This window comes from Nitrospira sp. (assembly GCA_024760525.1).
Taxonomy (GTDB): domain Bacteria; phylum Nitrospirota; class Nitrospiria; order Nitrospirales; family Nitrospiraceae; genus Nitrospira_D.
Genome location: CP060499.1, coordinates 4,071,795 through 4,097,209 on the forward strand (window position 1 = coordinate 4,071,795; position 25,415 = coordinate 4,097,209).

The window sequence follows — 25,415 nt, forward strand, 5'->3', positions numbered from 1 at the left end:
GCCTTATGGATGGCATCCATCAATGCCTAGCTTTAGAATGGCTTGAGGAGCACGATCGCCATTTGATGGGATTTAACCGTAGTGCTATGAGGCTGGGCTGACTATTATATCTTGGTATAGGTTGGTTACGACTTTAAGACAGATTGTTTTAGCTTGTCGGCTAGTGTGACAAGATTGGCCAAAGATGTTGCTTGCATTTTCTTCATGATCTGGCCACGATGAACCTTGATCGTCACTTCGCTCACCTTCAGCGTAGCAGCGATCTGCTTATTTAAAAGCCCAGAAACGACCAATTCCATAACTTCGCGCTCGCGCGGCGTAAGTAGGTCGTATCGCACCCGCAACGCGGCCAGTTCCTTGCCATGATCTCGAGCGGCACGGTCCCGATCCACAGCTTGTTGAATTGCATCCAACAGATCCTGCTCCTGGCACGGCTTCGTTAGGAATTCCACCGCACCTGCCTTCATAGCCCGAACTGACATCGGAATATTACCGTGTCCTGTGAGAAAGATAATGGGGAGAAGACTCTTTCTGTCAGCAAGTGATCGTTGGAGATCAAGCCCGCTCAATCCCGTAAGTCGAACGTCAAGAATCAGACACCCGGGTGCATCACATTCCCAGGCTTGCAAAAACTCCTGCGCGGATTGAAACGTCTGCACCTGCCAACCCACCGACCCAATCAAACGTGCTAGAGCTTCTCGAATCGAAAGATCATCATCGATCACAAAGATGGTAGGTTTGCCTTCATTCATGAGATGTGCGCGGAGCAAATGGGAAGGGAAAACTGAACGGTCGTGCCACACCCATCGTGGCATGTGACCCACAGACGACCAGCGTGCGTTTCAATGATCGATCGGCTGATCGAAAGTCCCATGCCTAAGCCTTGAGCTTTCGTCGTAAAGAATGGCGTGAATATTTTCTCTAACGTGTCGGGGGCGATCCCTACTCCAGAGTCACGCACCAAGACCTGGACTTCATCGGGATCATAGCGCTTAGAGACGACTAGAAGATTACGCGCATCATCGGAAACCTCACGCATAGCTTCAACACTGTTCACTATTAAATTTAGGATTACTTGTTGCAATTGGACACGATCCCCTTGCAGCGCTGGCAGATTGTCTGCCAGTTCGGTTCGCAAAGAAATTCCATTGCGACACAGTTCGTTACGGGTTAGGACAAGAACATCCTGAATCAATTCGTTAACTTCGAGTCGCTCCATTTGAGGCGGAGTCTTTTTTAATAGTGCGCGAATACGTCCGATTACATCGCTAGCACGAATGGCGTCGCAAAGGATGCTCGTTAACGCCTGCTGACTCTCTACCAGATTTGGCCGATCTCCAGACAGCAACCGCAGTGAAGCATTGGCGTTTGCTATAACCGCTGTCAGAGGCTGGCTGATCTCATGAGCAATCGATGCGGTGATTTCTCCCGTGATCGCGACTCGTGTCAGATGGGCGAAATCCATTTGCATCGCGTGTAACGCCGCCTCACTTCGTTTTTGTTCTGTAATGTCTTCGACAATCGCCATAATAGCCAGCGGCATCTTCTCGCTACCAGGAACAAGTGACACATTGTTTCTTACCCAAATCAAGGCGCCATCCTTGCGCCAGTAGCGCTTCTCAATCTGGAACTGATTCCTTATCCCTCCTAAGAGCTCCGTGATGAGTACCCGGTTGCGGTCTCGGTCATCTTCATGGGTGATGTCGATGAAACGGAGTGATTGGAATTCATCTGGACTGTAGCCGATCATTCTTTGGTACGCGGAATTGATGGCAAGAAAACGACCATTAAGATCTGTCAAGGCAATACCGATAGCGGAATTCTCGAAAACGGCACGCCACCGCTTTTCACTTTCTTGGAGGCGCGCTTCCGCTCGTTTGCGATCCTCGTTCATATGTCGCACCTTCAGGGCATCACTCTCTTGACGAAGATGCGCCAGATCGAGATGCGCTTGCACTCGCGCGAGTAACTCGCGCGCGCTAAATGGCTTGATCAAATAATCGTCGGCACCCCGCTCCAAGCCTTCCACGCGGGATTCTTCCCCGGCTCGGGCGGAGAGCAGAATGACGGGTAGCGTCTTCAACGACTCATCGTGACGCAACGCTCGCAGCAACCCGAACCCATCAAGCTTGGGCAACATCACATCACTCAAAACCAGATCCGGTCGTTGCACGTACACGGCGGCCAACGCTTCCTGGCCATCTGCCACCGCTTCGACTTCATAGCGTTCGCTTAAGAGACGAGCTACATACTGCCGCATGTCGGCGTTGTCATCGACCACCAAGACGCGCGGGTGATCCTTCGTGATTTCAACCGGAGAGGACGGATAGGCCGCCGGCCTGACAGTATTCGGTGACCATACTTTGTCATGCTCGTCTTGCGACTTATCCGGCAACCACCGGAGCGCCTCTTCTACAAATGGGCTCACTCCCAGGGCGGTAGAAGCCAAGGTGCGCGCGCCACCGATCTGATCGGCCGACAGATGGGCATACCCGAACGGGATGCTGATGCTGAACAAACTTCCTGCTCCCATTTTGCTTTCGACGCGCACCGTTCCCCCGTGAAGTTTGACAAGCTCCTGGACCAGGGCCAGACCAATTCCACTGCCTTCATGTGTACGACTACGCATATTCTCGACTCGATAAAATCGCTCAAATAGTTTCGGCAGTGCCTCAGCCGGAATGCCGACCCCCGTATCCAGCACGAGAAGTTCGGCGACGTTCTCGCGTTGGCGCATGATCACGCTAATCTGTCCTTCAAAGGTAAATTTAAAGGCATTGGAAAGTAGATTGAGCACGACTTTTTCCCACATATCACGGTCGATGTAGACAGGTTCCGAGAGCGGTGGACAATCAACGATGAGGTTCAGGCCGGCTCGCTGAGTAGCCGACCGAAAGGAACTCGCCAGCTCCGCAGTGAAAGCCGACAACTCGGTCGGCTCATATCTCGCTTGCACGCGGCCGGCTTCAATCCTGGAGAAATCTAAGAGGCTGTTCACTAAGCGCAGGAGGCGCAGCCCGTTGCGTTTGACGATTTCCAGTTGGCCTTTTGCGGATGGCGAGAATTCGGCATGATTTCTATCTAACAACTCCTCCACAGGACCAAGCATGAGGGTGAGCGGTGTACGAAATTCGTGGCTCACGTTCGAAAAAAACGCGGTCTTGGCCCGGTCCAGCTCAGCAAGTGCTTCGGCGCGCTTCCGCTCTTCTTCATAGGCGTGAGCATTGGAGAGCGCATCCGCCGTCCCGCGCGCCAACAGTTCGAAAAAAGATCTGTAGTTCTCATCAAACGGCAACCGCGGGCTTGCACCGACGACAAGAAAGCCACGTGGTGTCGCGTGTCCTGCTTTCGCCAGCGGAGCCACCGCGCCAAAGATCGTCGGTTCAGGCCATCGTCCCCCAGGTAGACGGTACTCGGGGGGATGTTATGCAAGACTTGCATTCCTTCATCCATGGCTTTTTTCAACGGCCAAATGTCAGAGTTGCCTGCCTCTCCATTGCCGATCAGCAAAATGTCGGGAGGAGCCCATCGAACGTCATGGAGCTCACAGCTGCCAGGCGCGAGCCGCGCCGTTGAGCCGTCTGCGGAAATCAGATAGAGCAAGGCGAACGACACATCGGCATCGTGTTCAGCCAGCGAGCGCGCAGCAATGACGGCGGCCTGGGCTTCGGTTCGTGCATCAGCGGTGACGGCAGCAAGGTGACGCAGCGCAGCCAGCCTCCGCTCACCCAGTACTCTCGGCGTATCTTCAGTGCACGCGCAAAATAGCCCCCCAATCCCCCCCTCGTCTGCAGGCAGTGGACTAAACGAATAAGTAAAGTAGACTTCCTCCGCATAGCCGTTGCGATACGCGATCAGTTGATGTTGATCGTTCCAGGATGCTTCGCCACGCAGTAATACCGCGTCCGCCTGGGGGCCGAGGTACTCGTCCCAGCTTTCCTTCCAGACGTCGCGAGCAGCTGCGCCGAGCGCCCACTCATGTCTCTTTCCTATAAGTGGTATATAAGCAGAGTTGTAGAAGAAGACGAGTTCAGGGCCCCAGCCCATCCAAATCGGGTAACGGGTGTTGAGGGCAATCTTCAACGCCGTCTTCAGACTTAGTGGCCAGTTCTCACATTGACCCAGCGTGGTGCACGACCAGTCATAGACGCGGATGCGCTCGCTCATCTCGTCGCCACCACTGAGGAAATCTAAAGCGTCGTTCATTCGGCGATCCCCCATCATGGCACCTCCGCCGATGGCTCTCGTCTTCTGCTCCCAGTCAATATATTAGGGTGCCAACTGGCCAGTTCAGCGGCTAGCTCACGGACCTTTCGTTTCAGATCGATCGTGCGTCGCTCGCGATCGACTGCCGCGGGGGTTGAAACGCAAAACCCTTGATATGCCAGCGCAGAGGCTGAAGCGGCCTCCATAAGCCCTCACGGAATTTGGGAGATAGTCTAATGACGAGCTATTACTGAGTCAACGCAGTCCGATATTAGGTGGGCAGTTGTGGGGGGTCCGATGCAAATACTTGATAGTAAGTGGCGAGCCGGCTGGGACTCGAACCCAGGACCTCACCTTAAAAGTTCAAATCGTGGGGTTTTGCTAAGTGCTCGCTATTGCAATGGTTTCCCCAATTTATATGCAATACCAGCATGTTAAGGCCTTCTATTGGTTTTATAATTCTCCATCCTGTTCCTTCCTTTCCAGCAGACTATTGTCACAAATTTGTCACAACTGCTCACCGTAGATTTCATGAGCTGGTGTCCCCAATCTGAATATGAACCTTTCATTGTCGCATCTGGCCCAACTCATCATCCCGTTTTGAAGAGAAATCAGGATGGCAGTCTGAGAAGAAGGGGGAACTGTCTAGGTCGTCCCTTATTAGGAACTTGATGACCTGCGGTTTAGCCATCGGAATCCTTCGGTAGCTCTTAGGCCATCGTAAGTAAGTTCTTTTCTGCTCCGCTGGAATTATGACCTTAGCTTCAAATGAATTGATCAATATTCCTTGACCCGATATAGCACCTTCTCCAGTGCCCAAGGGGTATCGTTTCAAAAACTCGAACGACGCATATCCCTGCTGTGAAGAGATTAGCAACGACTGAACGGGTACATACGGCATTCGCCGCATACGCCGCTTGTCCGATTGTTACACCATCGAGCAAGTGACGGGAGCTGGGAACGAATTCAGGAACACGCTGAAGACTTCACAAGAGATGAGCGCTCTGCTTATTAGTCTCGAAGCGAACGACCTCAGTTAACCTATGCAGTGGTTGCAAGAAGGTCAATGGGGTGGATGACGGGTTTCGGCCTTCTACCCCAGAACGTTCTAACTGCTTGATCTATCGAGGGCCGGTTTTGGCGATGCGCGAGAAGTTGTACTACAGAGAGTGAAAAAGTTATACCGCCTAAATCAGCCAGGAAGTTTGAGAGCTGCATATTTCTGGATGGACTTCCCAGGGTTTCACGGACACTTTAAACCCGTTGCGACACCACTTCAAACGCCTCTGGGCTGACCCCGCTTAGATGACTGTGTCGACGGGTGCGATTGTAGAACGTCTCGATGTACTCGTCGATCTCGGCCCTAGCCATCGCTCGAGTTATGAAGATGCGCTTCTTGATCCGCTCCTTCTTCAAGCTGCTGAAAAAGGATTCAGCCACCGCGTTGTCCCAGCAGTTACCCCTTCGACTCATGCTGGGTTCTAGGTGATGCGCATGGCAGAAACGTCGCCACGCATCGCTGCCAAATTGCGAGCCTTGATCGGAGTGAATCAGGACATGCCGGGGTTTGCGACGCCGCACGGTCATGAGGAGCGCGTCCAACACGAGTTCTTGGGTCATCGTGGGTTTTGTGGCCCAGCCCACAACTCGGCGTGAGTAGAGGTCCATCACAACGGCCAGATAGAGCCAGCCTTCCCATGTGCGCACGTACGTAATGTCGGTGACCCAGGCGGTGTTGGGCCGGGGGACGGTAAACCCTCGTTGCAGCGTATTAGGTGTCAGGAGTGATGTGGGGCTTCTGGTGTACCGGGGTGCTCGGTAGCCGTATCGGGCTTTTAGGTTATTGGCCCGCATGATCCGAACCACACGATGCTTGCTACATGTTTCGCCCGCTTCTCGCAAATCGAGAAAGATCCGCGGGGCGCCGTAGATGCCATGGCTCGCCGTATAGGCTGCGCGGATCAGGCCAAGCAGCCGCTGGTCCTCCACCGCTCGATTGGAGAGCGGGTTCCGTAACCACTGATAGAACCCGCTACGCGACACGTCGAGGAGGCGGCACATCATGGCCGTATCAAACTCTCGGCGATGGGCTTTGATGAACGTGTACTTCAGTCGGACATGCTGCGATTTCCATCGATTACCCATGGTCTTCCCCCTGTGCTCACGACCATCCTAAGGTGTCCGTGAAAGCCTGGGAAGTCCAAGGGCTCGACGGATAACGAGAATTGCCGGAGACACAGAAGAAGGCTTCTACTCCTCTAACAACTAATCCGATAAGCGCCTGTGTGCTTGTGAACGAGCTATCAGAAGTATGCAACATCAACGGTTCAGGCACTCGTGGAGATGCAGTGAGCAGTGCTTTTACTGGAAGATGTGGGAACACCTCGCTGAGTTATGACTGATATGACTAGTAGCGAATTGCTGTCCGATACTAAGGGGTGCATATAGGGACAGTAAGTCGATTCCTAAGGGGTAGTAGTGACCCATGGCCAGAAGGACAAGCAAACAATCTGAGGAAGAAATCACACGAGAACGATGGAACCGGTGGCGAATCCTTATTCGGCAACCGGATTTTCAGAAGGACATTCGGGCATTGCGTGAGCAGTGTCTGAGTAGGTGCTTACCACGGACTGCCTTTAGTCAGTTAGAAGAAAAATACGGCGTGCCGGATCAAACAAAGGGGTCGAACAAAGGGGTCGGGAGTCTTTGTTACCATGCCGCGATTTGATCGAACGCGGCGGCACAAGCGAAGCTTGGTATTGCAGTTTAAAGAGAAGAGACTGGAGGGGTTTTTCCGCCGCCAGCAGCTACGATACATCGATGAATAGGCGGCGGTACGCGCAAGCGAGGTTTGGTGGGCCGTGTAGGGGTCGAACCTACGGCCCGCTGATTAAGAGTCAGCTGCTCTACCAACTGAGCTAACGGCCCCACCGGGTATTGAATTGTTGATACCGACTACCAGAGGCGGTTTGGTGCGCCTGACAGGATTTGAACCTGTGGCCCTCAGCTCCGGAGGCTGATGCTCTATCCAGCTGAGCTACAGGCGCTCCTGCAACCAAGGAAGCTCACCTTAGCATAGGGTGAAAGACACTGTCTAGGTCGATGCCCCCGCCTCGGATTCAGGCAAGAAAGCATACGGCAGAAGCAGCTCTTCACCCTCGGCTCCCAGCCGGTCGCGCAAGGTCCCAAGTGCTTCCGCTTCCTTCTCCACGAGCCGGCTCTCTTGCTCACGAAGCGTGTTGGACAGGCGGATCAGAGGAACGGCGGTTTGCACCGCACAGGCGCCATGGACGCGTACCCCGTCATCCGTGGGAATTCCCATCGAGCGACAGACCAGTGGGCGAAAGTCATAGAGTCCACAGCTTCCATCGCGTTCCAAAGCCGGACACGGCAAGGCATCGAACCGTTCGATGACGCGATCGATTTCTCCATCCGGCCAGTGATCGATGAATTGATTCGTGATCAGTGCAGGTGCCGCCACGGCGAGCGCGCTGACTTGCTCTCTAGCTTTCTCCTCCATTTTCCGCCGCTGTTCATCAGGCAGCGACCGAAGACCGCGCTGAACCTCCTGCTTGTCGAGGAGGGTCACAGGAAACAGGCCAATACAACAGTGGGAACAACCTTGGCGACACGGGAGAGTCCCGAGAAGGGCGGCGCCGGCGCGATCAAACCATTGCGAGGTCTTTTGAAACAGTTGGGAAGGCTGCACGAGACGCAGGTCCAACAGGTCAGCTGTCACCCGAGGCCGACAGATCCACGATCAAATCGCCCTTCGGCGAGTAAAACCCTTGGTTGTCGATCTGCACAATGCCATTGCATTGTTCTTGATAGAATTCGAGGATCCATCCATTGAAATCATAACCCTCGTCCGTCACATCCTTTTCAGCCATTCGCGTCGTCAGAATGAACCGGCAGCGCGTGACGTACTCGAGAGCCAGCTGCGCCTCCACCTCATCGTGAGCGGTGAGCATGTTATCGAATTGGGCTTTCTCCTGATCGAACACATCCCGATAGCTACCCCGATCTCGTAGACAGAACAGATGGATCGGTTTGCGATCTCGATGGTATCCCAAGGCCACGTGAACCCAAGCCCATTCCTGGAGCACCGCTTCATCCAGATTGGGAGGCAGGATCGGACTCTGTCCGCGGGACTTTAAAAAATCGATCAACAGCTGGAGCGGAGGTGAGTTTTCCTTCTGGCAGAATACACGAGAATAGAGAACGCTCTCGGTCTCCCCCGGGACACTCTCTTCTTTACCTAGGTGTAATAATGGCAGTTCTTTACCCATGATCTTCCACTCTGTCAAGAGCCGTTTATGCCGATCGTCTGAGACCAACCAGCTCTACTGTACCCTTCCATTTGATGCTACCGCAAGGGGTGGTATAGGCATTTCCCCTGCGCCAGACGCAGTTTTTCTCGTTGACAGTCCCCAGACTCTTGGCTACACTCTCGCGGGCTTTCACCATATGAACATTGGTCAGCATTCGACGATGCCAAGTGCCGGTCAAGACGTTTTCCCACGAGGCACGTCAGCGAGAATGTAGACTCACTTCATCTCTTACCTTCAAGGAGGTTCACGAATGGCAAAATCAATGACGAAGTCACAGATCGCCGATTACTTGGCCGGAAAAGCCGGCATCACGAAGAAAGGCGCGGTCCAGATCCTCGACGATCTGGCGGCTCTGGCCTATCGTGAGGCCAAGAACGTCTTTACCGTGCCCGGCATCGGCAAGCTCAAGTTGGCCAACCGAAAGGCTCGTATCGGCCGCAACCCTCAGACCGGCGCAGAGATCAAGATTCCGGCAAAGCGGGTCGTCAAGTTTCGCGTCGCGAAGGCTGCTAAGGACTCGATTCTCGGCAAGAAGTAAAGAGGGTTCCGGCATTTGAGTGCCGTTCCGGCGCTTGATCCGTTCGGATAAGATCCATCCGCTGACCGACAACATACGAAGGGGGTCGAGACCGCCGCGGTCTCGACCCCCTTCCTTTTCTTCGTCTCCCCCTCAGGGATCCGATGGACCAAGTCCGCTGCCTCCCATTCCATCGTGCCCGATCAGACGAATGGCATCTCCATCCTGAACAAGCGAATCCTCACTGGCAATCCGCTTATTGATGGTTACAAACACCTTCTTTTCCCGCAGCAACTGCAGGAGATGGCGCAGCTGCACCCCTTGCCGTTGGATCAGTCGGCGGACGGACATGGGCTGGTCTAGTTCACATGCCAGATCCCGCTCTCCATCCACGGTTTGCAGTTGCCCGGTCAACATGATGGTCACCATGCCTGTTGTTCCTCATCTGGGTGAAGCTTCCCATTGTGGGATAGTTGACTCGTCCGGCATCTCTCCTGATAATGGGCGAGTATGCCGTCGCTTGATGTTCAAAATCCCGAAATGCCCGACCTCCAGTTTGTCCTCTTCGTTTCGGCGCTTTGTACGTCTGATCTGACGACGCTGAACATCTCGCCGGAGCTCAGGACCACCATTTTTGACCGCTGCTGGGCGCTCATCCACACCGAGCCGCCTCCGACGAATCCCAAAGAACGAGTGCTTGACCTTCGAGGAGGAACGGAGCTGACACTCGATGCCTGCACTTCTACGATCCGATCTCTCTTCAACGAGGCCAATATTACCACCCTCGTGTGGGACCATCCGGTGAGTGACCCGAGCATGAACAGTTCACCTGAGGCGATTCCGCTTATCGATCGCTTGGGGCGATTGTATCCCGGTGACCCGAACGTCGTCGATCCTTCTCATCAGCCCCCCGGCGGATCGAACCCAACACCATGACCAGAGGATACCGTGCGTGTGACTTCCATTGACATCCCTGGTGTGCTCTTAGTCGAACCCTCTTTCGTTTCGGATCATCGCGGCTATTTTATGGAAACGTATCACGCGCAGCGTTACCGCGAGGCCGGCATCCTTGAAGGGTTTGTCCAAGATAACTTCTCCAGATCAGTCCGGAATACCGTGCGCGGCCTTCATTTTCAAGAACCTCGGGCACAGGGGAAGCTCGTCATGGTCCTTGAGGGAACGGTGTACGACGTCATCGTCGATATCCGCAAGGGATCGCCGACATTCGGCACATGGTACGGCGTCGAACTCTCAGCTCAGAATCCGCTGCAAATTTACATTCCTCCGGGCTGCGCTCACGGTTTTTGCGTGACGAGCGACACCGCCTCGTTCTTGTATAAGTGCACGACCTACTATTCGCCGCAAGATGAACGCGGCATCTTTTGGAACGATCCTGCTTTGGGGATTCCCTGGCCGGTCAGCGAACCTATTCTCTCAGTGAAGGACCAAGGCCACCGTACTCTGGCAGGAATGGATGCAGACTTGCCCGTCTATAGCCCGACGAGCTAGCGAATCCTCACCTCGGACACTAACAGAACACCTGTACTCCTGAGTTGGCCGACAAGAACATGCATGCGGCTCCTAGTGACAGCGCAACCACGAGTGTGGTATGAGTCCTCGTAACTTCTACCCATATTGGCACGTCCCCATCGTCTAGCCTGGCCTAGGACATTGCCCTTTCAAGGCAGTAACACGGGTTCAAATCCCGTTGGGGACACCAGTGCTTTTGCACGACCAGTCACTGACCGCCCCATTGCCGCCGTTCCTTTTATCATGTCAAGTGCCCCCGATTGATAGTCCCAGGGTCATCTGCTACAGTTCGCCCCACTCATGGGTAGGCCACGTTCTGGAAAAATCAAACAGCCGCATGCCTGCGCCTTAATCCTCATTTACGGAAGAGGAGTACGTTGACCTGCCGAAAAGGAAAATGAGATAAAGGACCTCTTGCGAACCACCAGTGCCCCCATAAGATTCCTCCCTCATTCACGCATCACCGTGTATCTCATCGTCTTCCTGTGCGTCTGTGTCTTGGTGCAGATGCTCGGCCTGCCCATCACCATGTTGAATCTCTTCACTCCCGATGATCTGCTCACCGCATCGATCTGCGCAGATCCCTCGATAGTTCCATCCGCGCCTGAACTGCATCTTGCAAATCCCCTGTCTTTTTGCATCGATCGCGACCCATCCCTCGACCCTTTCTTGTTTATCACCTCGGTCTTCCATCCGCCATTAACCTAATTCTGCTGCGCCACCTGTCTATATCGGCCACCGGGTGCTGACTGTGAATCTCCTGTCATACCCCGTGTGCTCAGGCTCGTGAAGGTGAGCCCGATGATCCGTCATCGATCTGCCGGCACCTAGAGGTTGAACCTGAAGTCTTCGGTATTCGGGCGGTGAATATCCGTTGGAGAGGACGTATGGACATTCTTATTCTGTGTCTCATTGCCTTGATTGGCTGGGGTGCGTGGATCGGATTGCGCCGCTCGTCCCGTCATCGCAGAAGGGGTCCAATCTCAGCATGGAACCTGCTGAGTTGGTCGACCTGCCGGAGACGCACAGTCGGCTATTCACGGCCGCCGACGAACGCCGGGCGTTCGAGGCTGGTCAACCGATCTGGATCCGGTATGAAGACAGTTCCGGCCTGGTCACGGAACGGGTGGTCGAGATCTACCGTCCAGGCCATGACGAGGTGATCTATACCTGGTGCCGAAGGAAGCGGGCCTCCCGCACCTTCGCTCGGCGAAAGATTCGAGATTGGCGAGTGCTGACCGAGCGCTTCGATTTTGATTCCATCGTCGCAAAATACTGGGACGAGGAAGGGACTCGGGATCGGTCAGAAAAGAGACCTTGGAGACGCTGGTTGCAGCGACAGTCGAAGGAGATCGCCGACCGGTACACGTAATCGAACGACAGACACCCAAACAGACGGCCGGCAAAGATTGACCGAAGAAGTACTGAGACAAAGGAAAGGCAGGATGAAGCAGTCCAAGAGCACGAAAAGAAGGGTTCAGCCGAAGTGGAAATAGCAGAGAACGCCAGACGACTCCGAACGAAGGGTGTGCCCCATGGACGATGATCTCGTCGGCAACCTCTATGCCTTGGGGAAGGCGTTCTTGTATTGCCTCCCCTCGTTTATCGCCCTCGGGCGAGGGCATCGCAACTGCATCGCGATTGTGGTCGTGAATCTCGCGTTAGGATGGACGGTGATCGGCTGGGTGGGCGCATTGTTCTGGTCTATAAAGCGCGGACAGAGAGAACGCTAATCTCAACTAAACGTAATGGCCAGTGCCCGTAGACGAAGGAACTCGTGATGATGCGAAATCAGAAACACCGCCGGTTCGTGATCTTCTCCGGACCACGCCGCACACGGTTTATCGCGAACGATGGAGCGCGCACGAGAGACCGGTTGAAGGCGGCCAAGTTCTACACGCTCTCTCAGGCGATCGCATTTGCAGAACAGCAGGATATTACGCTCAGCCACCGCATCTATATCGAACAAGAAGACTTCACAGAAGCTGAGGTGGCTTAGCGAGCCGGTGCCTGTTCGTTGTGGGTCTACTGGACGCACGACTAAATAGGCTTCATATGCACGTCATGCCGCATAGAGGAGGGTTAGACCATGCCTGGTAAAGCTGACATCGTCATGTACATTATCCTGGGAGCCTTTACACTCGCGATTATCATCTTCGCAATGATGAATACCGGATATTCACCGCCGGGTCAGTGAGATTACCGGCCGTTACAACAGCCGGTGTTCGCAAAGGGGTCGCATACCCTCTAACTCAGCACGGTCACGGAAGCGCCGCGCTAGTAGTCGACTAGCCGCGCCCACTCGGCCGCTTTGAAGGCGTCTGTGCGGTTGGCGCGCGGCGGATAGATCCACTGCGTGTTGATCTCGCGCTTCATCGTCTTGGCCTTGTCGCCGCGCAGCTCGACCTTACTGTCCCAGCCTCTGGTGAACACGGCGTCGGACGGGCCAAGATCCAGGCAGGTCACGTAGTTCTTCTGCTGATATGGTTGCAGCGGCACGCCCAAGAGGTCTGCCGCCGCGTTGAACCCGGCTGAGGCACCGAGCCGGTTGGCATGCTGGCACGACATGAGCGCGCGGTGGCCCAGGTCGTCCGTCGCCGCGTTCGCCGTGTCACCGGCTGCAAAGATCGCGGGCATCTCGGGAACACGCAGATTGCGGTCAACCACCAGTCGGCCGGAACGATCGCGTTCAGCCGGCACTTGCGCAGTGAGTGGATTCGCGTGAAAGCCTGCCGTCCAGATCACGGTTGCGCTCTCGATGACCTGCCCATCGCTCAAGGTGACGCCCCTCTCGTTCAGCGCCGAGACGCCCACGCCGAGCTTGGTTTCCACGCCGGCTTCGCGCAGTGCCTTCTCGATCCACGGACGTGGATCGGGACCCATCGCCGGCGCGATGGCTTCATTACGGTCAACAATGATGACACGGACGTTAGCCTTCGGCCCGAGGATAGCGCGCAGGCGCGATGGCATTTCGGTCGCCACCTCGATACCGGTGAAGCCTCCACCTGCGACGACCACCGTGTCTCGGACGGCAGAGGATGGCCGGTTCGCCAAGGCGTTGAGGTGGTGGTCGAGTGTGATCGCGTCGTCGAGCTGATCGACTCTAAAACCGAACTTGGCAAGGCCTGGGATGTCCGGCTTGACCCCTTGGCTGCCGGCAGCCAGCACCAGGCAGTCGTAGTTCAGCGAGCGCTGCACCCCGCCGGGCTTGACGACGATGGCCGACTTGCTGGAGGAGTCGATGACGTCGACCCGCCCTTGTTCGTATCGAACGTCGACTGCCTTGAACAGTTCCGCGAGCGGTGCCACCATGGTCTCGGGGGCACGCTCGTAGAGGCGGGGACGGATCACCAGCCGCGGCTCCGGCGCAACGACGACAATCTCAAGAGTGTCGGGCGAGACGCCTTGTTCGTCGCGCAGGCGCGCAGCGGACAGGGCTGCATACATGCCGGCGAAGCCGGCACCGATGATCAGGATGTGCTTCATGGTCGGATACCTCCTATTCGGTTGTCCACGGGAACCATTGAAGCTCTGATCGTCGCTATACGACTCCTTCTAGCTCTGTTCTGAGCAGGCTTGCCTTGACGAGTGCAGCGCCGAATTCTATGAGTGTAAGCTAGAACGCGAGGAACAACGGTACAAAAAGCCTAGCCCTCAAATGCGTGACTACATTTTCGGCAGAGGAATTTCGACGCGATCTTATCCTTCCACTCGTTTAATTTCTGGGTATAGTTCTTAGTCTTCAATGCTCCGTATCCCACCCATACCCCCAGGAACGCAACAGAGGAGGCGACATCAGCTATTGCCATCTCGGCTTCAGATCCCTGCGGAGAAGCCAGACTCAACATCACAGCAGCATTGACCGGGATGCCAAGTAGAAATCCCTGGAGATAGGCCCACGGCGCCTTTGGTGGATGATACGAGACCGGAACGTCCTCCACTGCTTTCGGGGACGTCGTCTGCCGCAGAATATCACTAATCCGTTGTGCCTTTTCAGTGTTGCAGGTTGGACAGGTGCGTTCAGCAGACATGTGAGGCCTCCTTCTTACACGACATACGGATCACGGAACCTCTTCTCCTTGAACTTCTTTTACACATTCATTCTAAGAAGAAAGAAATATGTAGTGCAAGAGGCGATGCCCGGTTTCGACACGTTTCGACAGGGGGTGGAAATGCGACGGCCCGGAACCCCTGCAACGGAGCTCCGGGCCGCGCCCTGACACACTCGCTCTCAGGTCACCCGTTTAGTACACGGTCTTGTGCCCGGGGCCCACCTGGCTGGGGAACGGATCCAGGATGCTCTTCGGCGCATTGTTCCAGATCACGTCCGCCAGATTCGACATCCGGCTCACGATCTGCGCCGCCACCCCGCCCGCTGCCCCGAACAACCCGCACCACCCCAACGTCACAAAGCCCCAGTGCAACGGGGCCGAGAACAATTCATCGACGAACCAGAACGCATGCCCCCACTCGTTCAACCCCACGTTCGGCAGGATGAACATCGGCCCCACCACCGCCGCCACCAGCGGGAACGACGTCGCCTGCGCGTACAACGGTAACCGCGTCTGCGCATACAGGTAGCTCGCCACCCCGCACGTGATGTACAACGGGAACGTCCCGTAGAACGCCACAATGTGGCTCGCCGTGAAGCTCGTGTCCCGGATGATCACTTGGTGCCACGCCGCATCTTGCTCCAGCGTATAGCTGCCCGCGTAGTACACGCCCCAGATGTAGCACACCAGCCACCCCATCCAGTAAAAGTACCGCTTCAGCTCCAGCTTGTGGTCCAGGTTCGCCAGGTTCCGGTCCCGCGTCACCCAGATCCACCCGATCGTCACGGCAAAGAACACGGCGTTCGCTAAAATGTTAAAGCGCCACAGCCCCATCCACACCGAATCGAACTCGGGGGTCATGGAGTCTAACCCGTGCGAGTACCCGAAGGCCCGTTGATACAGCACCCAAAACACCCCGATCCCCAGGATCGCCAGCCAGCCCAACTTCACCGGCTTCGAGTCATACCACTGCGAAATATCGTACCCTCTGTCACTTGCCATAGTTCTTACCTCCTTCCACTGCTACCCAGAAATAGACCCACTATTTATAATCTTTCTTGTTCTCCATCAACGAGCATCGAGCAAAATGACCCTCCTTCTCTCACGCACTGCGCATTCTATACCTCTCAATTAACCCTTTTCAACACCATTTCGTCTTTTGCCGCCCCTCAATATATTCGTCTTTTCGACCTGTTACGCTCACCATTGATTACCAGATTCATTCCAGAATTCAAAAATATCGATGCCCTTACCATTTGGTGCCAGGCCAATAAGGTACCCCTAGCGTGTGACCGGTACCAGCCAATCCTTTGCCACTTGATCAATGCCGCCTTTTCTCGATCGCCATGCATGTCATGTTTACACACTCATAGCCATGGCGTAGGATGACCTGTTTGACCTCTCTCCATCGTCTAGATTTTGAGGGAACGTGTCGCTACCTAAATGGGTCACTCGATTCGCCATCCTTATCATCATTGGCGCATCCGCTCTTTTGGGATACCAGCTCCTGACACGTCCGGCGACCCACAAGGAAGCGCTGATTGCTGATATCATTCAAAACTGGCAAAACACACATCCTTCGGCACACCGGTTTGTGATACTGCCCGACTTCAACAACGACGCGGTCCTTGATAAGGATACGGGCCTCATCTGGGAGATCTCTCCACAACCAACGACCGTGACGTGGAACGAGGCTCGTGCCACTTGCGTCACAAGAGCGACGGGGGGACAGAAGGGCTGGCGCCTTCCTGCACCGGCCGAAATGCGTAGCCTCGTGGGGCCTGCAGTTGACTCACCCATTCCCCATCTCCCACCGGGTCATCCATTCTCAAATATCCAGCCGACATCCTATTGGACGGTGGTTCCGGAAGCGAATCAGCCATCCTATGCAAGGTACGTGGACGCATTCCTGGGCAATGTGCTCAGTTTCATCAAAATATACACGTATCCAGTCTGGTGCGTTCGCGGACCAATTAAGGGTGTGGAATAGCTGCCGAATCACTCTTCTTACTGATATTTACTTATTTCGGCTTCGTCCTTTCACCCTCGCACTGCACAGGTATCAAGACATGCCGTCGACTCTCCCTCAAAGCTATCGAACGGCTTCATGCGGATTTGATCAGACTTTAGCGAATAGCCCGCTGCTGCCTCGAAAGAAGAATCGCCAGGCGGTTGTGTAGTGCGGCAAGGTCGTCGAGAAGTTGAACTCCGCTCCTCTCTAAGAGGTGTTCGATCACACGCGCGCCCTGGCCTCCAATCGCAACAGACCAGGACGCTGAAAGCCCTTTCAGCTCATCTAATAGCTTGTTGGTTGTTTCGTCAGATTGCCTTTCGGTCAAGGAGAGGAGAACCAGGTCCGGCTTGACGCGTTCGCAGAAGGTTTGAAGAGCTGAAATAGGAAGATTGGGACCGAGATAATACACGTGACACCCACGTGCAGCGGCAAGATAGGCCGCAGCCTGGGCGCCAATCTCGTGGAATTCACCTTCAGGACACGCGACAAGCACCCGAGGACCGAATTCATTCACCGGCAACTGGTTCATCACGGCAAACAATTTCTGCTGGATGACTTTCGTCACATAGTGTTCAACGGCAACGGTCACCCGCCCTTCATGCCAAAGCTCTCCGATCCGGCGCTGCAACGGAAGAAGAATGCGCTGCACAGCTTCTTCGAACGGAATCACCGCCACTGCTGCGTTGAGTTGCTGTTCAAACCTGGTCTTGTCGAGCGGATCAAGACGCGAGATCAGTTCTTCCAACAAAGAGTTATGTGGTGACAGATCCTGCCGCTTCGGGGTTGAACTGATTCGCATTCGATTAAGCAGTGCATCCCGCCCTTCGACCGCGAGTGCCCCGATTGTTTGGCCGCGGTCGAGCTCTTCCTTAAGAAAACGAAGGAGGGCGACATCTTCATCGGTGTATTCCCTATAGCGGTTGGCACTCCGCAACGGTTTGACAAGTCCATACCGCCGTTCCCAGACCCTGACCACATCTCTTGAAAGCCCCACAAGCTTCGAAACTCTATGAATTCTGTGTGTGTTCATATTGGCATTCTTATATCTTGTCCAATGTTTGTCAAATATTTTCATATACAACCCTTGACACATTGGACAACTACCTGCTATACGTTGGACATACATTGTACAGACGATGTGCCAGAGCATGGAGGTGTTCAATGGCTACTAAGACGTCGGAGCGAATCAACGGGCAGGAGCACCATGCAGTCACTCTTACGGCAGATCCCTACCAATCAAATTGCACTAGGTGTGGAGGCCTATTGGTGAGGGACTTTTGGCAAGATCTGATGGACGCATCGAATCCCTTCATCGCCCAAAGATGTATCCAGTGTGGAGAGATCATCGACTCCGTCATCCTCCGGAATCGTTCGCTTCAACAGCAATCGAGTGCGGTCCACCCTCTGCACGGCTCGGATCGCCACACGAACATACTGACACCATCACCACGGACATCATGAGAGATCGTTTCCTCTTCATGGGCGCCTAAAGACGAAGGAGGAAGTCATGCGGAGTCACCCACAAATTCAAGCCAGTATCCCTATGCTATTCATCGTTCTGTTGACCGCTGGAACGATCTCCGCAGCGGCGGGAGATCCATCGGCCGTGGACAAGGACATGGTCCTCATTTCCAAAGGCGAGTTCTCCATGGGGAGTAACGAGCACGGAGACGAAACCAAGCATCAAGTCGTGCTCGATTCCTATTGGATCGACAAGTTTGAAACATCCAATGCTCGTTACAAAGAGTTCATGAAAGCCACCAGCCATCCCGCGCCGGCCTATTGGGACGACCCGCGACTCAATAAGCCCAACCATCCGGTTGTCGGTGTGAGCTGGACTGATGCAAGCGCATTCTGCAAATGGGACGGCAAACGCCTTCCAACAGAAGCAGAGTGGGAGCGAGCGGCCAAAGGCCCTGAAGGGGATAGACATTATCCATGGGGCCACACGATTGATCCAAAGAAAGCCAACTATGGTCAAAACGTCGGCCGCACCATGCCTGTGGATTCGTATTCAGATGGGATCAGCGGCTACGGGGTCTACAACATGGCCGGCAACGTGTTTGAGTGGGTAGAGGATTGGTATGAACCCTCGTACTACAAGCGTAGCGTCGCACTGAATCCGAAGGGTGCTGATCAGGGTTACAACTTCGCCAATCAAGGTCCCGTCAAGGTGCTCAGGGGAGGCTCCTGGCTCGCGCCGGAAACCTCACTGCATACGAGTCACCGATTCTGGAATCAGCCGGACAATAACTCCTACGGCGTCGGCCTTGGATTCCGTTGCGCAAAGTCGGCCCAGACGGTGTCCGACGAAGCCGCGCAAGCAGGCCGCGAGGCATTCATTCAGGCGCTAGTCGCAATGGGCGCTGAAAAGAACGCCGATGCACTCACGTCGATTGAGAAAGCGCTGGCCGCAGACCCTGGGAACATAGAGTATCTCGCAACCCGAGATGTGATCCGGAAAAGCATGAACATCACGAAGTAATCCGCTCATGTGTTGAGAACTCCTATGGTGAGGCTCTTAGCACTCCGGTAACCCGATCGCTTGGGATGGAGACGCGCCCATGAAACTCCGCAATTCTCCCTATGCTGGGATCATTCTCATCGCCTTGACCGGAGCTCCAGACTTGTCGGCCGGTCCACTTGAGCCGGCCGACCATCCACACCGGGAAAGCGTGATAGCCGTCCACGAAGCTGAACACGATGTCGATCATGCCTGGGAGGTGTATCACCGAGCAGCGTTAGGCGGTACGGTGGCCACTCCGCGACTGCAGGCCGAGATCGAAGAACATTTGCACGATGCCCGAGTTCTCATTACTCAGGCCCAAGAGGCCGCTGAATACGGAGATCAACGCCAAGTCGAGCACCTCATCGAGCAAGTCAGATTCCACACCACCCACGCCATTGAAGGTAGCAAGGAATCGAAGAGATGACGACTCATTGGTGGCGGAGCTCAGGGCGACTCACTGAAATAGCGACCTTGGCAGTTGTCACGCTATTGTTGCTCTCGCAGCCGCTCGCCGCCGAATCGCTGACCTCGGTGAAAGACATTGACCCCGTTCCGATGGTCACAATTCCAGCCGGTGAATTCTTAATGGGCTCTTCGGAAAGAGAAGGGCGAGCCGACGAGTGGCCTCAACGGTCCGTATACTTGGACACATTCCTCATCGATCAGCTCGAAGTGACGAACGCGCGGTATCTGAAATTTGTCAAGGCAACGGGCCACCGACCTCCACCTAATCCTTATGGTACCGGCACGTTGCAGGCCATCAAAGGCATTGAGGAACTGCCCGTGGTGCAAACGACCTGGTACGACGCCAAATCCTATTGCGCCTGGGCCAAGAAACGGTTGCCGACCGAAGCAGAATGGGAAAAAGCCGCTCGCGGGATCGATGGCCGGCTGTATCCATGGGGTAATGAGCCGCCGACTGGGAAACACGCGAACTTCGATCGTGAATGGGAGGATGAGCACACCCTCCATGTTGTCGGCTCTTTGCCCGGGGGAGATTCCCCCTATGGGGTGAAGGACATGGCGGGCAATGTCAGAGAGTGGGTCTCCGATTGGTATGACTCGGAGTATTACAAACACGCGCCCAATCGGAACCCGCAAGGTCCCGACAAGAAAGGAGTGGTTCGTTCCATTCGAGGCGGCTCCTGGCATAGTCCGATAACCGACATCACCACATCGGCACGGGGTCGTGGCGGGTTCGCCTTGCAAACCCATGGCACTGGGTTTCGGTGCGCTTGCAATCCCGAGAGAACGACTCACTAGATATTGGAGAAAGGTTATCATGCTGTGCTGGAATGGAATCACCAAGCAACACTGGTGGAGGCTGGTTTCCGGTTCGGTCAAGGTGACGCCGGAACTCCGCACGGCGTCACCCGCTGAGGCAGACAGGTCTCTCTTTCATGAGGGGGACCTGTCACCTCGGTGGACCGCAACAGGGGACTTCATGGTTCGGGAAAAGACTCGCTGGCGCAACAGATGAGTTGTCTCACATGGCTCAACAAACCTACGTTACGATAGAATCCGAATACATGCGCACGATTGACGTGGCCTTGTCAGCGGCAATGCCGGGGATGGACCTATGAATATCGTAGTAGCCGGAGCAACTGGATTCATTGGCCGGGCACTATGCACAACGCTACTCCATGCAGGCCACAGAGTCAGCATCCTCACGAGAAATGCTGGGCAGGTCTTTAACCAGCCTGGGAGGAGCGTGAGCCAAGTCCCGTGGAACTCACGAGACGCAGGACCTTGGGAGCAGGCTCTTGAAGGAGCAGATGCTGTCATCAACCTCGCCGGTGCACCCATTGCCGAGGCACGGTGGACGGATGCTCGCAAGCAACTGATCACCGATAGTCGCGTGCTCACCACTCGCTTACTGGTCAGAGCCCTTTCACAGCGTTCTGCTCGGCCTGCCACATTCATCAGCGCGTCCGGCATCGGTTATTACGGGGCCAGCGACGATCGATGTCTTGACGAGGGGGCCGCACGCGGTCCGGGGTTCTTAGCCGATCTGTGCCTCGCATGGGAAGCGGAGGCCCTTCGGGCTGCGGAATTCGGGACGCGGGTCGTCCTCTTACGAACCGGAATGGTGCTCGAACGAGATGGTGGAGCGTTGCCTAAGATGCTGTTGCCCTTTCGACTCTTTGCAGGCGGTCCGATCATGCCGGGCAGCCAATGGGTCTCCTGGATCCACCGGCGTGACCACATCGGTCTGATCCAATGGGCGCTCTCGACGGCAACTCTTTCCGGCCCGCTCAATGCCGTGGCCCCGGAGCCTGTCACGATGAATACGTTCTGTGAGGTCCTGGGGCGAGTGCTTCACCGTCCGTCATGGCTTCCCGTTCCAGGCATTGCCCTGAACATCCTGCTTGGTGAACTGGGGTCACTGATGACAACCGGCCAGCGCGTGATCCCTGCAAAGGCGATCGCGGGAGGTTACGCATTTCAGTATCCGGCGCTGGAACCGGCTTTGCGAGCAGCGCTCACACCGTAGCCCGGAAAGAGTTGGGCTCATGAGAATGTCCGCCATCCCTGGTTATGTTGCCGCGGGCTTGATGGCAGGCTTTCTAGCCGTGGCGGGACTATGTCTACTTGGATTGGTCAGTCTCGGATAGTCGTAACAGTCGGGCACGTTAGCGATTCGAGGTAGGAGGAGAGCAGATGCGCGGGATCGTCTGGTTCAGACGCGACCTTCGATTGCACGATCAGCCGGCCCTGACGGCAGCCTGCAAAGAATGCGACGAGGTCATTCCGCTCTTCGTGTTCGATGAGCCGCTGCTGCAGTCGCATGAGTTCGGGTCAGCCTGTGTGAACTTCATGCTCGGATGTGTAGAGCATCTTGGATCTTCGTTGGCAGAATTGGGAATTTCTCTTCGATGGCGGCGCGGGGAACAGGCCGAAGAGGTGGTTCGCGCTGCGCGCGAATGGCAGGCCGACATCATCTATTGGAATCGCGACTACGACCCATCCGCGAAGACGAGGGACCGGCAGGTCCAAGAACAATTGGCGCAATTGGGTGTGTCCGTACGGACCTTCAAGGATCATGTCGTATTTGAAGCCGAAGAGATTCGTGGAGCCACAGGCGATCCATTGCAACGGTATAGCGCGTATCGCGCTCGTTGGTGGACAACGTGGCAGGCTTGTAAGCCGGCCATATTACCGGTTCCGAAAATGACCGGACGAGCGAAACCGGTTTCATCACCCTCCATCCCCAAACTTCCTTCACCGCGCGACTTAGGATACGAGACCCTCACACCCTGGATTGAACCAGGCGAACACAACGCCCGCAGACGATTGCGGAGTTTTCTTGACGGCCCGATCCTCCAGTACGCGGATGGACGAAATCTCCCCGGAATTGACGGAAGCTCGAAACTGTCTCCCCATTTTCGTTTCGGAACACTCTCACCTCGGGTGGCCATTCACGCGGCCTTGGCAAAGCTGGCCACAGGTGGGCACCGGTCCCGTCCCGACATCGTCACGTGGATCGATGAACTCATTTGGCGTGAATTCTTCCAGCAAGTCTTAGAGTCATTCCCTCATGTGGCCGCGGGACCATTCCGCACTGTGTCCGTGCCGCCGCCGCGTGAGCCTGGTCCGGAACGTGACGCGCTCTGGGAAGCCTGGTGCGCCGGGCGAACCGGTTATCCTATTGTGGATGCGGGCATGCGGCAGCTGAACCGGACAGGTTGGATGCACAACCGTGTGCGGATGATCGTGGCCTCCTTCTTGATCAAGGATCTTCGAATCGACTGGCAAAGCGGTGAGCGGTACTTCATGAACCACCTGCTCGACGCGGATCTGGCAGCCAACAACGGGAACTGGCAGTGGTGTGCCTCGACCGGCACCGACAGCATGCGGGGTTATCGCGTGTTTAACCCTGCGCTCCAGAGCAAGAAGTTCGATCCGGACGGTGCGTATCTTCGCCTCTACATACCCGAACTCGCCAAGGTGCCGGCGAACAGGATCCATGAGCCGCATCTGATGTCTTGTGACGAGCAAGACCGCTATGGCTGTCACATCGCGATTGAGTATCCATCTCCCGTCGTTGATCACCGTCAAGCTCGCCAGGAATATGTAGAGTTGGGCAAGAGTCAGGCGACACTATGATCGCTTCACCGATCCGTCTGGGCATCAGTCGCTGCCTCCTCGGTGATGAAGTTCGCTTTGATGGCGGCCACAAGCGCGATCACTTTCTCACGAAAGTTTTGGGCCGCTACGTTGAATGGGTGCCCGTCTGTCCTGAGGTCGAGGCGGGATTCGGCACCCCGCGGGAAGCCATGCGGTTGGTGGGCAATCCGCATCATCCTCGGCTGATGACGATCACCAGCAAGCGCGATCACACCGAGTCGATGAAGGCCATCATTCCTGCGCGTCTCGACTCCCTCGAGCGACTCGATCTCTCCGGGTTTGTCTTCAAGAAGGGCTCGCCCAGTTGCGGCGTCGAGCGGGTGCGCGTGTATACCGTCCAAGGGATGCCGAGTCACGGCAGATCAGGGATCTTCGCGGGTGCCTTTATGGAAACGTTCCCGTTGATTCCCGTCGAGGAGGAAGGTCGGCTCTGCGATCCTGCCTTGCGGGAGAACTTCATCGAGCGGGTGTTCTGCTATCGCCGATTCCAAGATCTGATGCAGAACGGGCTCACGCGACAGGCGCTGGTACGCTTCCATACGATCCACAAGTACCTGCTCCTGTCCCATAGCCAACAGCATTATGAGACCATGGGCCGGCTGGTCGGACAAGCGGAACGATATCGGCCCAAGGAATTGACGGTGAAGTACGGGGACCTTTTCATGAAGGCTCTCACCGTGAAAGCGACGGTCCGCAAGCATGTGAATGTGCTGCACCACATTGTGGGATACTTCAAGAGTCGACTGACGACGCATGAAAAGGCCGAGCTGTTAGGCGTGATCGACGACTATCATCGAGGGCTTACTCCCTTGATCGTCCCGCTCACACTGATTCATCACTATGTCCGGGTGTTCGACGTGAGCTACATCCGTGATCAAGTGTATCTCCATCCACACCCGAAGGAACTGATGCTGCGAAATCACGCATAGGAGGGTTCATGACGACAGACAAGCGAGGGGTGGTTCTGGTGGGTCATGGCGGCATCCCGAAGGATTGTCCACAGGAATTGGTGACCAGACTGAAGCGGCTGGAAGCCCAACGGCGCGCCGCCAAACAACCGCCATCCCAGGAAGAGCTCGAATTGGACACGAAGATCCGGCGTTGGCATAGGACCGCAGAAACGGACCCGTATCAAGCAGGTCTCGAGACCGTTGCCGCACGCCTTCGACCCCAGCTCGACGACGCGCTGTTTGCCGTGGCCTATAACGAGTTTTGTGCGCCGACGTTGGAGGAATCGATCGAGTCGCTGATTAAGCAGGGCGCGACTCACATTACCGTGGCGACCACCATGTTCACCCCAGGAGGTTCACATTCGGAAGTCGAGATTCCTGAAATTCTCGATCATTTACGCCCACAGTACCCTGGAGTCGAGCTGCGTTATGCCTGGCCATACGATCTTCAACTGGTCGCGACCACCTTGGCGGAACAGATTCGACGTTACTCCTAAGCACGTCCCATGGAAAGCTGTGAAAAGGCATGCCATGAGCCGGGTAAGCGGTGTAGAATGCCGGCGCCTATCGACTGCCATACGAAGGAGGAGGACCGGTGACACTTCGGGAGCAATTGGCGAAAGCCTTCCACGAGACCCAATCTTTTAAATGGGATCGCGAGAACGGATTTAAGCTCGCATCGGGTGAAATGAGCCCATTCTACGTCGATTGTCGTACGCTCATGGCACATCCGGGGGCTCGCCGGCTGGTGGGAGAACTCGCCTCTGAGACTCTCGCTGAAGTGGAGTTTGACTGTCTGGGTGGCCTCGAACTTGGAGCCATCGCTCTCTCCGCGACCATTTCGGATTTTGCCTATGCCGCCTCTCGTCAGCGCGTCTGGAGGACGTTCGTCGTACGAAAACAGGCCAAAGACCATGGATTGGGCAGACTGATTGAGGGCAGCATCCATCCTGGCGATCGAGCGTTGATAGTCGATGACGTGCTCACGAGCGGTGGGTCGCTGCTGAAGGCGACAGGCGTCGCGCGGGAAGCCCACCTCAAAGTGGATCATGCGCTGGTGATCGTGGATCGCCAAGAACAGGACGGAAAAACACGACTGGAAAGAGAGGGGGTTCGGATCTTGAGTCTTCTGACCATTCAGGATCTCATGCGAGCCATGAAAAGCCCCTGATATGACC

The 25,415-nt window shown here is 55.6% G+C and carries 26 protein-coding genes and 3 tRNA genes; 16 read left to right on the forward strand and 13 right to left on the reverse strand.

What is annotated here, in order from left to right; all coding sequences use genetic code 11:
- Nucleotides 1-125: 125 nt before the first annotated feature.
- The 7 genes from H8K04_19090 to H8K04_19120 all read right to left on the reverse strand — a co-directional run bounded on the left by H8K04_19090 (nucleotide 126) and on the right by H8K04_19120 (nucleotide 8,495).
- Nucleotides 126-752, reverse strand: coding sequence for a response regulator transcription factor (locus tag H8K04_19090; GenBank protein UVT15876.1), 627 nt, complete (start codon nucleotides 750-752; stop codon nucleotides 126-128).
- Nucleotides 749-3,295 carry a PAS domain S-box protein gene (locus H8K04_19095; GenBank protein ID UVT15877.1) on the reverse strand — a complete coding sequence of 849 codons (2,547 nt, stop codon included), beginning with the start codon at nucleotides 3,293-3,295 and terminating at the stop codon, nucleotides 749-751. Before H8K04_19095 ends, H8K04_19090 begins: the two co-directional genes overlap by 4 nt.
- A 2,165-nt stretch (nucleotides 3,296-5,460) precedes the next feature.
- Nucleotides 5,461-6,351, reverse strand: coding sequence for an IS3 family transposase (locus H8K04_19100; GenBank protein UVT15878.1), 891 nt, complete (start codon nucleotides 6,349-6,351; stop codon nucleotides 5,461-5,463).
- A 707-nt stretch (nucleotides 6,352-7,058) separates the two neighbouring features.
- Nucleotides 7,059-7,134 (reverse strand) — tRNA-Lys (locus tag H8K04_19105).
- 42 nt (nucleotides 7,135-7,176) lie between these two features.
- A tRNA-Arg gene (locus H8K04_19110) sits at nucleotides 7,177-7,253 on the reverse strand.
- Nucleotides 7,254-7,300: 47 nt separating this feature from the next.
- Nucleotides 7,301-7,945 carry a YkgJ family cysteine cluster protein gene (locus tag H8K04_19115; protein ID UVT15879.1) on the reverse strand — a complete coding sequence of 215 codons (645 nt, stop codon included), beginning with the start codon at nucleotides 7,943-7,945 and terminating at the stop codon, nucleotides 7,301-7,303.
- Complete coding sequence (locus H8K04_19120) at nucleotides 7,935-8,495, reverse strand: hypothetical protein (protein ID UVT15880.1); 561 nt, start codon at nucleotides 8,493-8,495, stop codon at nucleotides 7,935-7,937. Before H8K04_19120 ends, H8K04_19115 begins: the two co-directional genes overlap by 11 nt.
- Nucleotides 8,496-8,787: 292 nt before the next feature.
- Here H8K04_19120 and H8K04_19125 point away from each other — a divergent pair, with 292 nt between their 5' ends.
- Nucleotides 8,788-9,075 carry an HU family DNA-binding protein gene (locus H8K04_19125; protein ID UVT15881.1) on the forward strand — a complete coding sequence of 96 codons (288 nt, stop codon included), beginning with the start codon at nucleotides 8,788-8,790 and terminating at the stop codon, nucleotides 9,073-9,075.
- A 132-nt stretch (nucleotides 9,076-9,207) separates the two neighbouring features.
- On the opposite strand, the gene H8K04_19130 is transcribed toward H8K04_19125, so the two are convergent.
- A complete protein-coding gene (locus tag H8K04_19130) occupies nucleotides 9,208-9,483 on the reverse strand; it encodes a MoaD/ThiS family protein (protein ID UVT15882.1) in 276 nt (91 codons plus the stop codon).
- Nucleotides 9,484-9,564: 81 nt separating this feature from the next.
- Between H8K04_19130 and H8K04_19135 the strand changes: the two genes are divergently transcribed.
- The 3 genes from H8K04_19135 to H8K04_19145 all read left to right on the forward strand — a co-directional run bounded on the left by H8K04_19135 (nucleotide 9,565) and on the right by H8K04_19145 (nucleotide 10,774).
- Entirely contained in the window at nucleotides 9,565-9,990 is a 426-nt protein-coding gene (locus tag H8K04_19135) for a hypothetical protein (GenBank protein ID UVT15883.1), read from the forward strand.
- A gap of 12 nt (nucleotides 9,991-10,002) precedes the next feature.
- Nucleotides 10,003-10,563, forward strand: a complete 561-nt coding sequence (rfbC, locus tag H8K04_19140; GenBank protein ID UVT15884.1) for a dTDP-4-dehydrorhamnose 3,5-epimerase — start codon at nucleotides 10,003-10,005, stop codon at nucleotides 10,561-10,563.
- 133 nt (nucleotides 10,564-10,696) lie between these two features.
- A tRNA-Glu gene (locus H8K04_19145) sits at nucleotides 10,697-10,774 on the forward strand.
- 263 nt (nucleotides 10,775-11,037) lie between these two features.
- Here the strand turns inward: H8K04_19145 and H8K04_19150 are convergent.
- Nucleotides 11,038-11,277: a hypothetical protein gene (locus H8K04_19150; protein UVT15885.1), complete on the reverse strand. Its 240-nt coding sequence runs from the start codon at nucleotides 11,275-11,277 to the stop codon at nucleotides 11,038-11,040.
- A gap of 295 nt (nucleotides 11,278-11,572) precedes the next feature.
- Between H8K04_19150 and H8K04_19155 the strand changes: the two genes are divergently transcribed.
- The 3 genes from H8K04_19155 to H8K04_19165 all read left to right on the forward strand — a co-directional run bounded on the left by H8K04_19155 (nucleotide 11,573) and on the right by H8K04_19165 (nucleotide 12,583).
- On the forward strand, nucleotides 11,573-11,956 hold the full coding sequence (locus H8K04_19155; protein ID UVT15886.1) for a hypothetical protein: 384 nt from the start codon (nucleotides 11,573-11,575) through the stop codon (nucleotides 11,954-11,956).
- A 163-nt stretch (nucleotides 11,957-12,119) separates the two neighbouring features.
- A complete protein-coding gene (locus tag H8K04_19160; GenBank protein UVT15887.1) occupies nucleotides 12,120-12,317 on the forward strand; it encodes a superinfection immunity protein in 198 nt (65 codons plus the stop codon).
- Between the two features lie 47 nt (nucleotides 12,318-12,364).
- Nucleotides 12,365-12,583: a hypothetical protein gene (locus H8K04_19165; GenBank protein UVT15888.1), complete on the forward strand. Its 219-nt coding sequence runs from the start codon at nucleotides 12,365-12,367 to the stop codon at nucleotides 12,581-12,583.
- 278 nt (nucleotides 12,584-12,861) lie between these two features.
- Here the strand turns inward: H8K04_19165 and H8K04_19170 are convergent, their stop codons facing one another.
- From H8K04_19170 to H8K04_19180, 3 genes are all read right to left on the reverse strand, one after another.
- Nucleotides 12,862-14,070, reverse strand: a complete 1,209-nt coding sequence (locus H8K04_19170) for an NAD(P)/FAD-dependent oxidoreductase (GenBank protein ID UVT15889.1) — start codon at nucleotides 14,068-14,070, stop codon at nucleotides 12,862-12,864.
- Between the two features lie 161 nt (nucleotides 14,071-14,231).
- Entirely contained in the window at nucleotides 14,232-14,615 is a 384-nt protein-coding gene (locus tag H8K04_19175; GenBank protein UVT15890.1) for a hypothetical protein, read from the reverse strand.
- 213 nt (nucleotides 14,616-14,828) lie between these two features.
- Nucleotides 14,829-15,638 carry a methane monooxygenase/ammonia monooxygenase subunit C gene (locus tag H8K04_19180; GenBank protein ID UVT15891.1) on the reverse strand — a complete coding sequence of 270 codons (810 nt, stop codon included), beginning with the start codon at nucleotides 15,636-15,638 and terminating at the stop codon, nucleotides 14,829-14,831.
- Between the two features lie 427 nt (nucleotides 15,639-16,065).
- Here H8K04_19180 and H8K04_19185 point away from each other — a divergent pair, with 427 nt between their 5' ends.
- Nucleotides 16,066-16,626, forward strand: a complete 561-nt coding sequence (locus H8K04_19185; protein UVT15892.1) for a DUF1566 domain-containing protein — start codon at nucleotides 16,066-16,068, stop codon at nucleotides 16,624-16,626.
- A 136-nt stretch (nucleotides 16,627-16,762) separates the two neighbouring features.
- Here H8K04_19185 and H8K04_19190 read toward each other — a convergent pair whose 3' ends face one another.
- Nucleotides 16,763-17,680, reverse strand: coding sequence for a cobalamin B12-binding domain-containing protein (locus H8K04_19190; protein UVT15893.1), 918 nt, complete (start codon nucleotides 17,678-17,680; stop codon nucleotides 16,763-16,765).
- Nucleotides 17,681-18,193: 513 nt separating this feature from the next.
- Here H8K04_19190 and H8K04_19195 point away from each other — a divergent pair.
- The 8 genes from H8K04_19195 to pyrE all read left to right on the forward strand — a co-directional run bounded on the left by H8K04_19195 (nucleotide 18,194) and on the right by pyrE (nucleotide 25,408).
- Entirely contained in the window at nucleotides 18,194-19,135 is a 942-nt protein-coding gene (locus tag H8K04_19195; protein UVT18047.1) for an SUMF1/EgtB/PvdO family nonheme iron enzyme, read from the forward strand.
- A gap of 79 nt (nucleotides 19,136-19,214) precedes the next feature.
- Entirely contained in the window at nucleotides 19,215-19,583 is a 369-nt protein-coding gene (locus H8K04_19200; protein UVT15894.1) for a hypothetical protein, read from the forward strand.
- Nucleotides 19,580-20,422 (forward strand): SUMF1/EgtB/PvdO family nonheme iron enzyme, encoded by an 843-nt coding sequence (locus H8K04_19205; protein UVT15895.1) that lies wholly within the window; start codon nucleotides 19,580-19,582, stop codon nucleotides 20,420-20,422. The genes H8K04_19200 and H8K04_19205 overlap by 4 nt, the downstream gene beginning before the upstream one ends.
- Nucleotides 20,423-20,738: 316 nt before the next feature.
- Nucleotides 20,739-21,653: a TIGR01777 family protein gene (locus H8K04_19210; GenBank protein UVT15896.1), complete on the forward strand. Its 915-nt coding sequence runs from the start codon at nucleotides 20,739-20,741 to the stop codon at nucleotides 21,651-21,653.
- Between the two features lie 167 nt (nucleotides 21,654-21,820).
- Nucleotides 21,821-23,266, forward strand: a complete 1,446-nt coding sequence (locus H8K04_19215) for a deoxyribodipyrimidine photo-lyase (GenBank protein UVT15897.1) — start codon at nucleotides 21,821-21,823, stop codon at nucleotides 23,264-23,266.
- Nucleotides 23,263-24,216, forward strand: coding sequence for a DUF523 and DUF1722 domain-containing protein (locus H8K04_19220; GenBank protein ID UVT15898.1), 954 nt, complete (start codon nucleotides 23,263-23,265; stop codon nucleotides 24,214-24,216). Before H8K04_19215 ends, H8K04_19220 begins: the two co-directional genes overlap by 4 nt.
- A gap of 8 nt (nucleotides 24,217-24,224) precedes the next feature.
- Nucleotides 24,225-24,734, forward strand: a complete 510-nt coding sequence (locus tag H8K04_19225; protein UVT15899.1) for a CbiX/SirB N-terminal domain-containing protein — start codon at nucleotides 24,225-24,227, stop codon at nucleotides 24,732-24,734.
- Between the two features lie 98 nt (nucleotides 24,735-24,832).
- On the forward strand, nucleotides 24,833-25,408 hold the full coding sequence (gene pyrE, locus H8K04_19230) for an orotate phosphoribosyltransferase (GenBank protein UVT15900.1): 576 nt from the start codon (nucleotides 24,833-24,835) through the stop codon (nucleotides 25,406-25,408).
- Nucleotides 25,409-25,415: the final 7 nt, after the last annotated feature.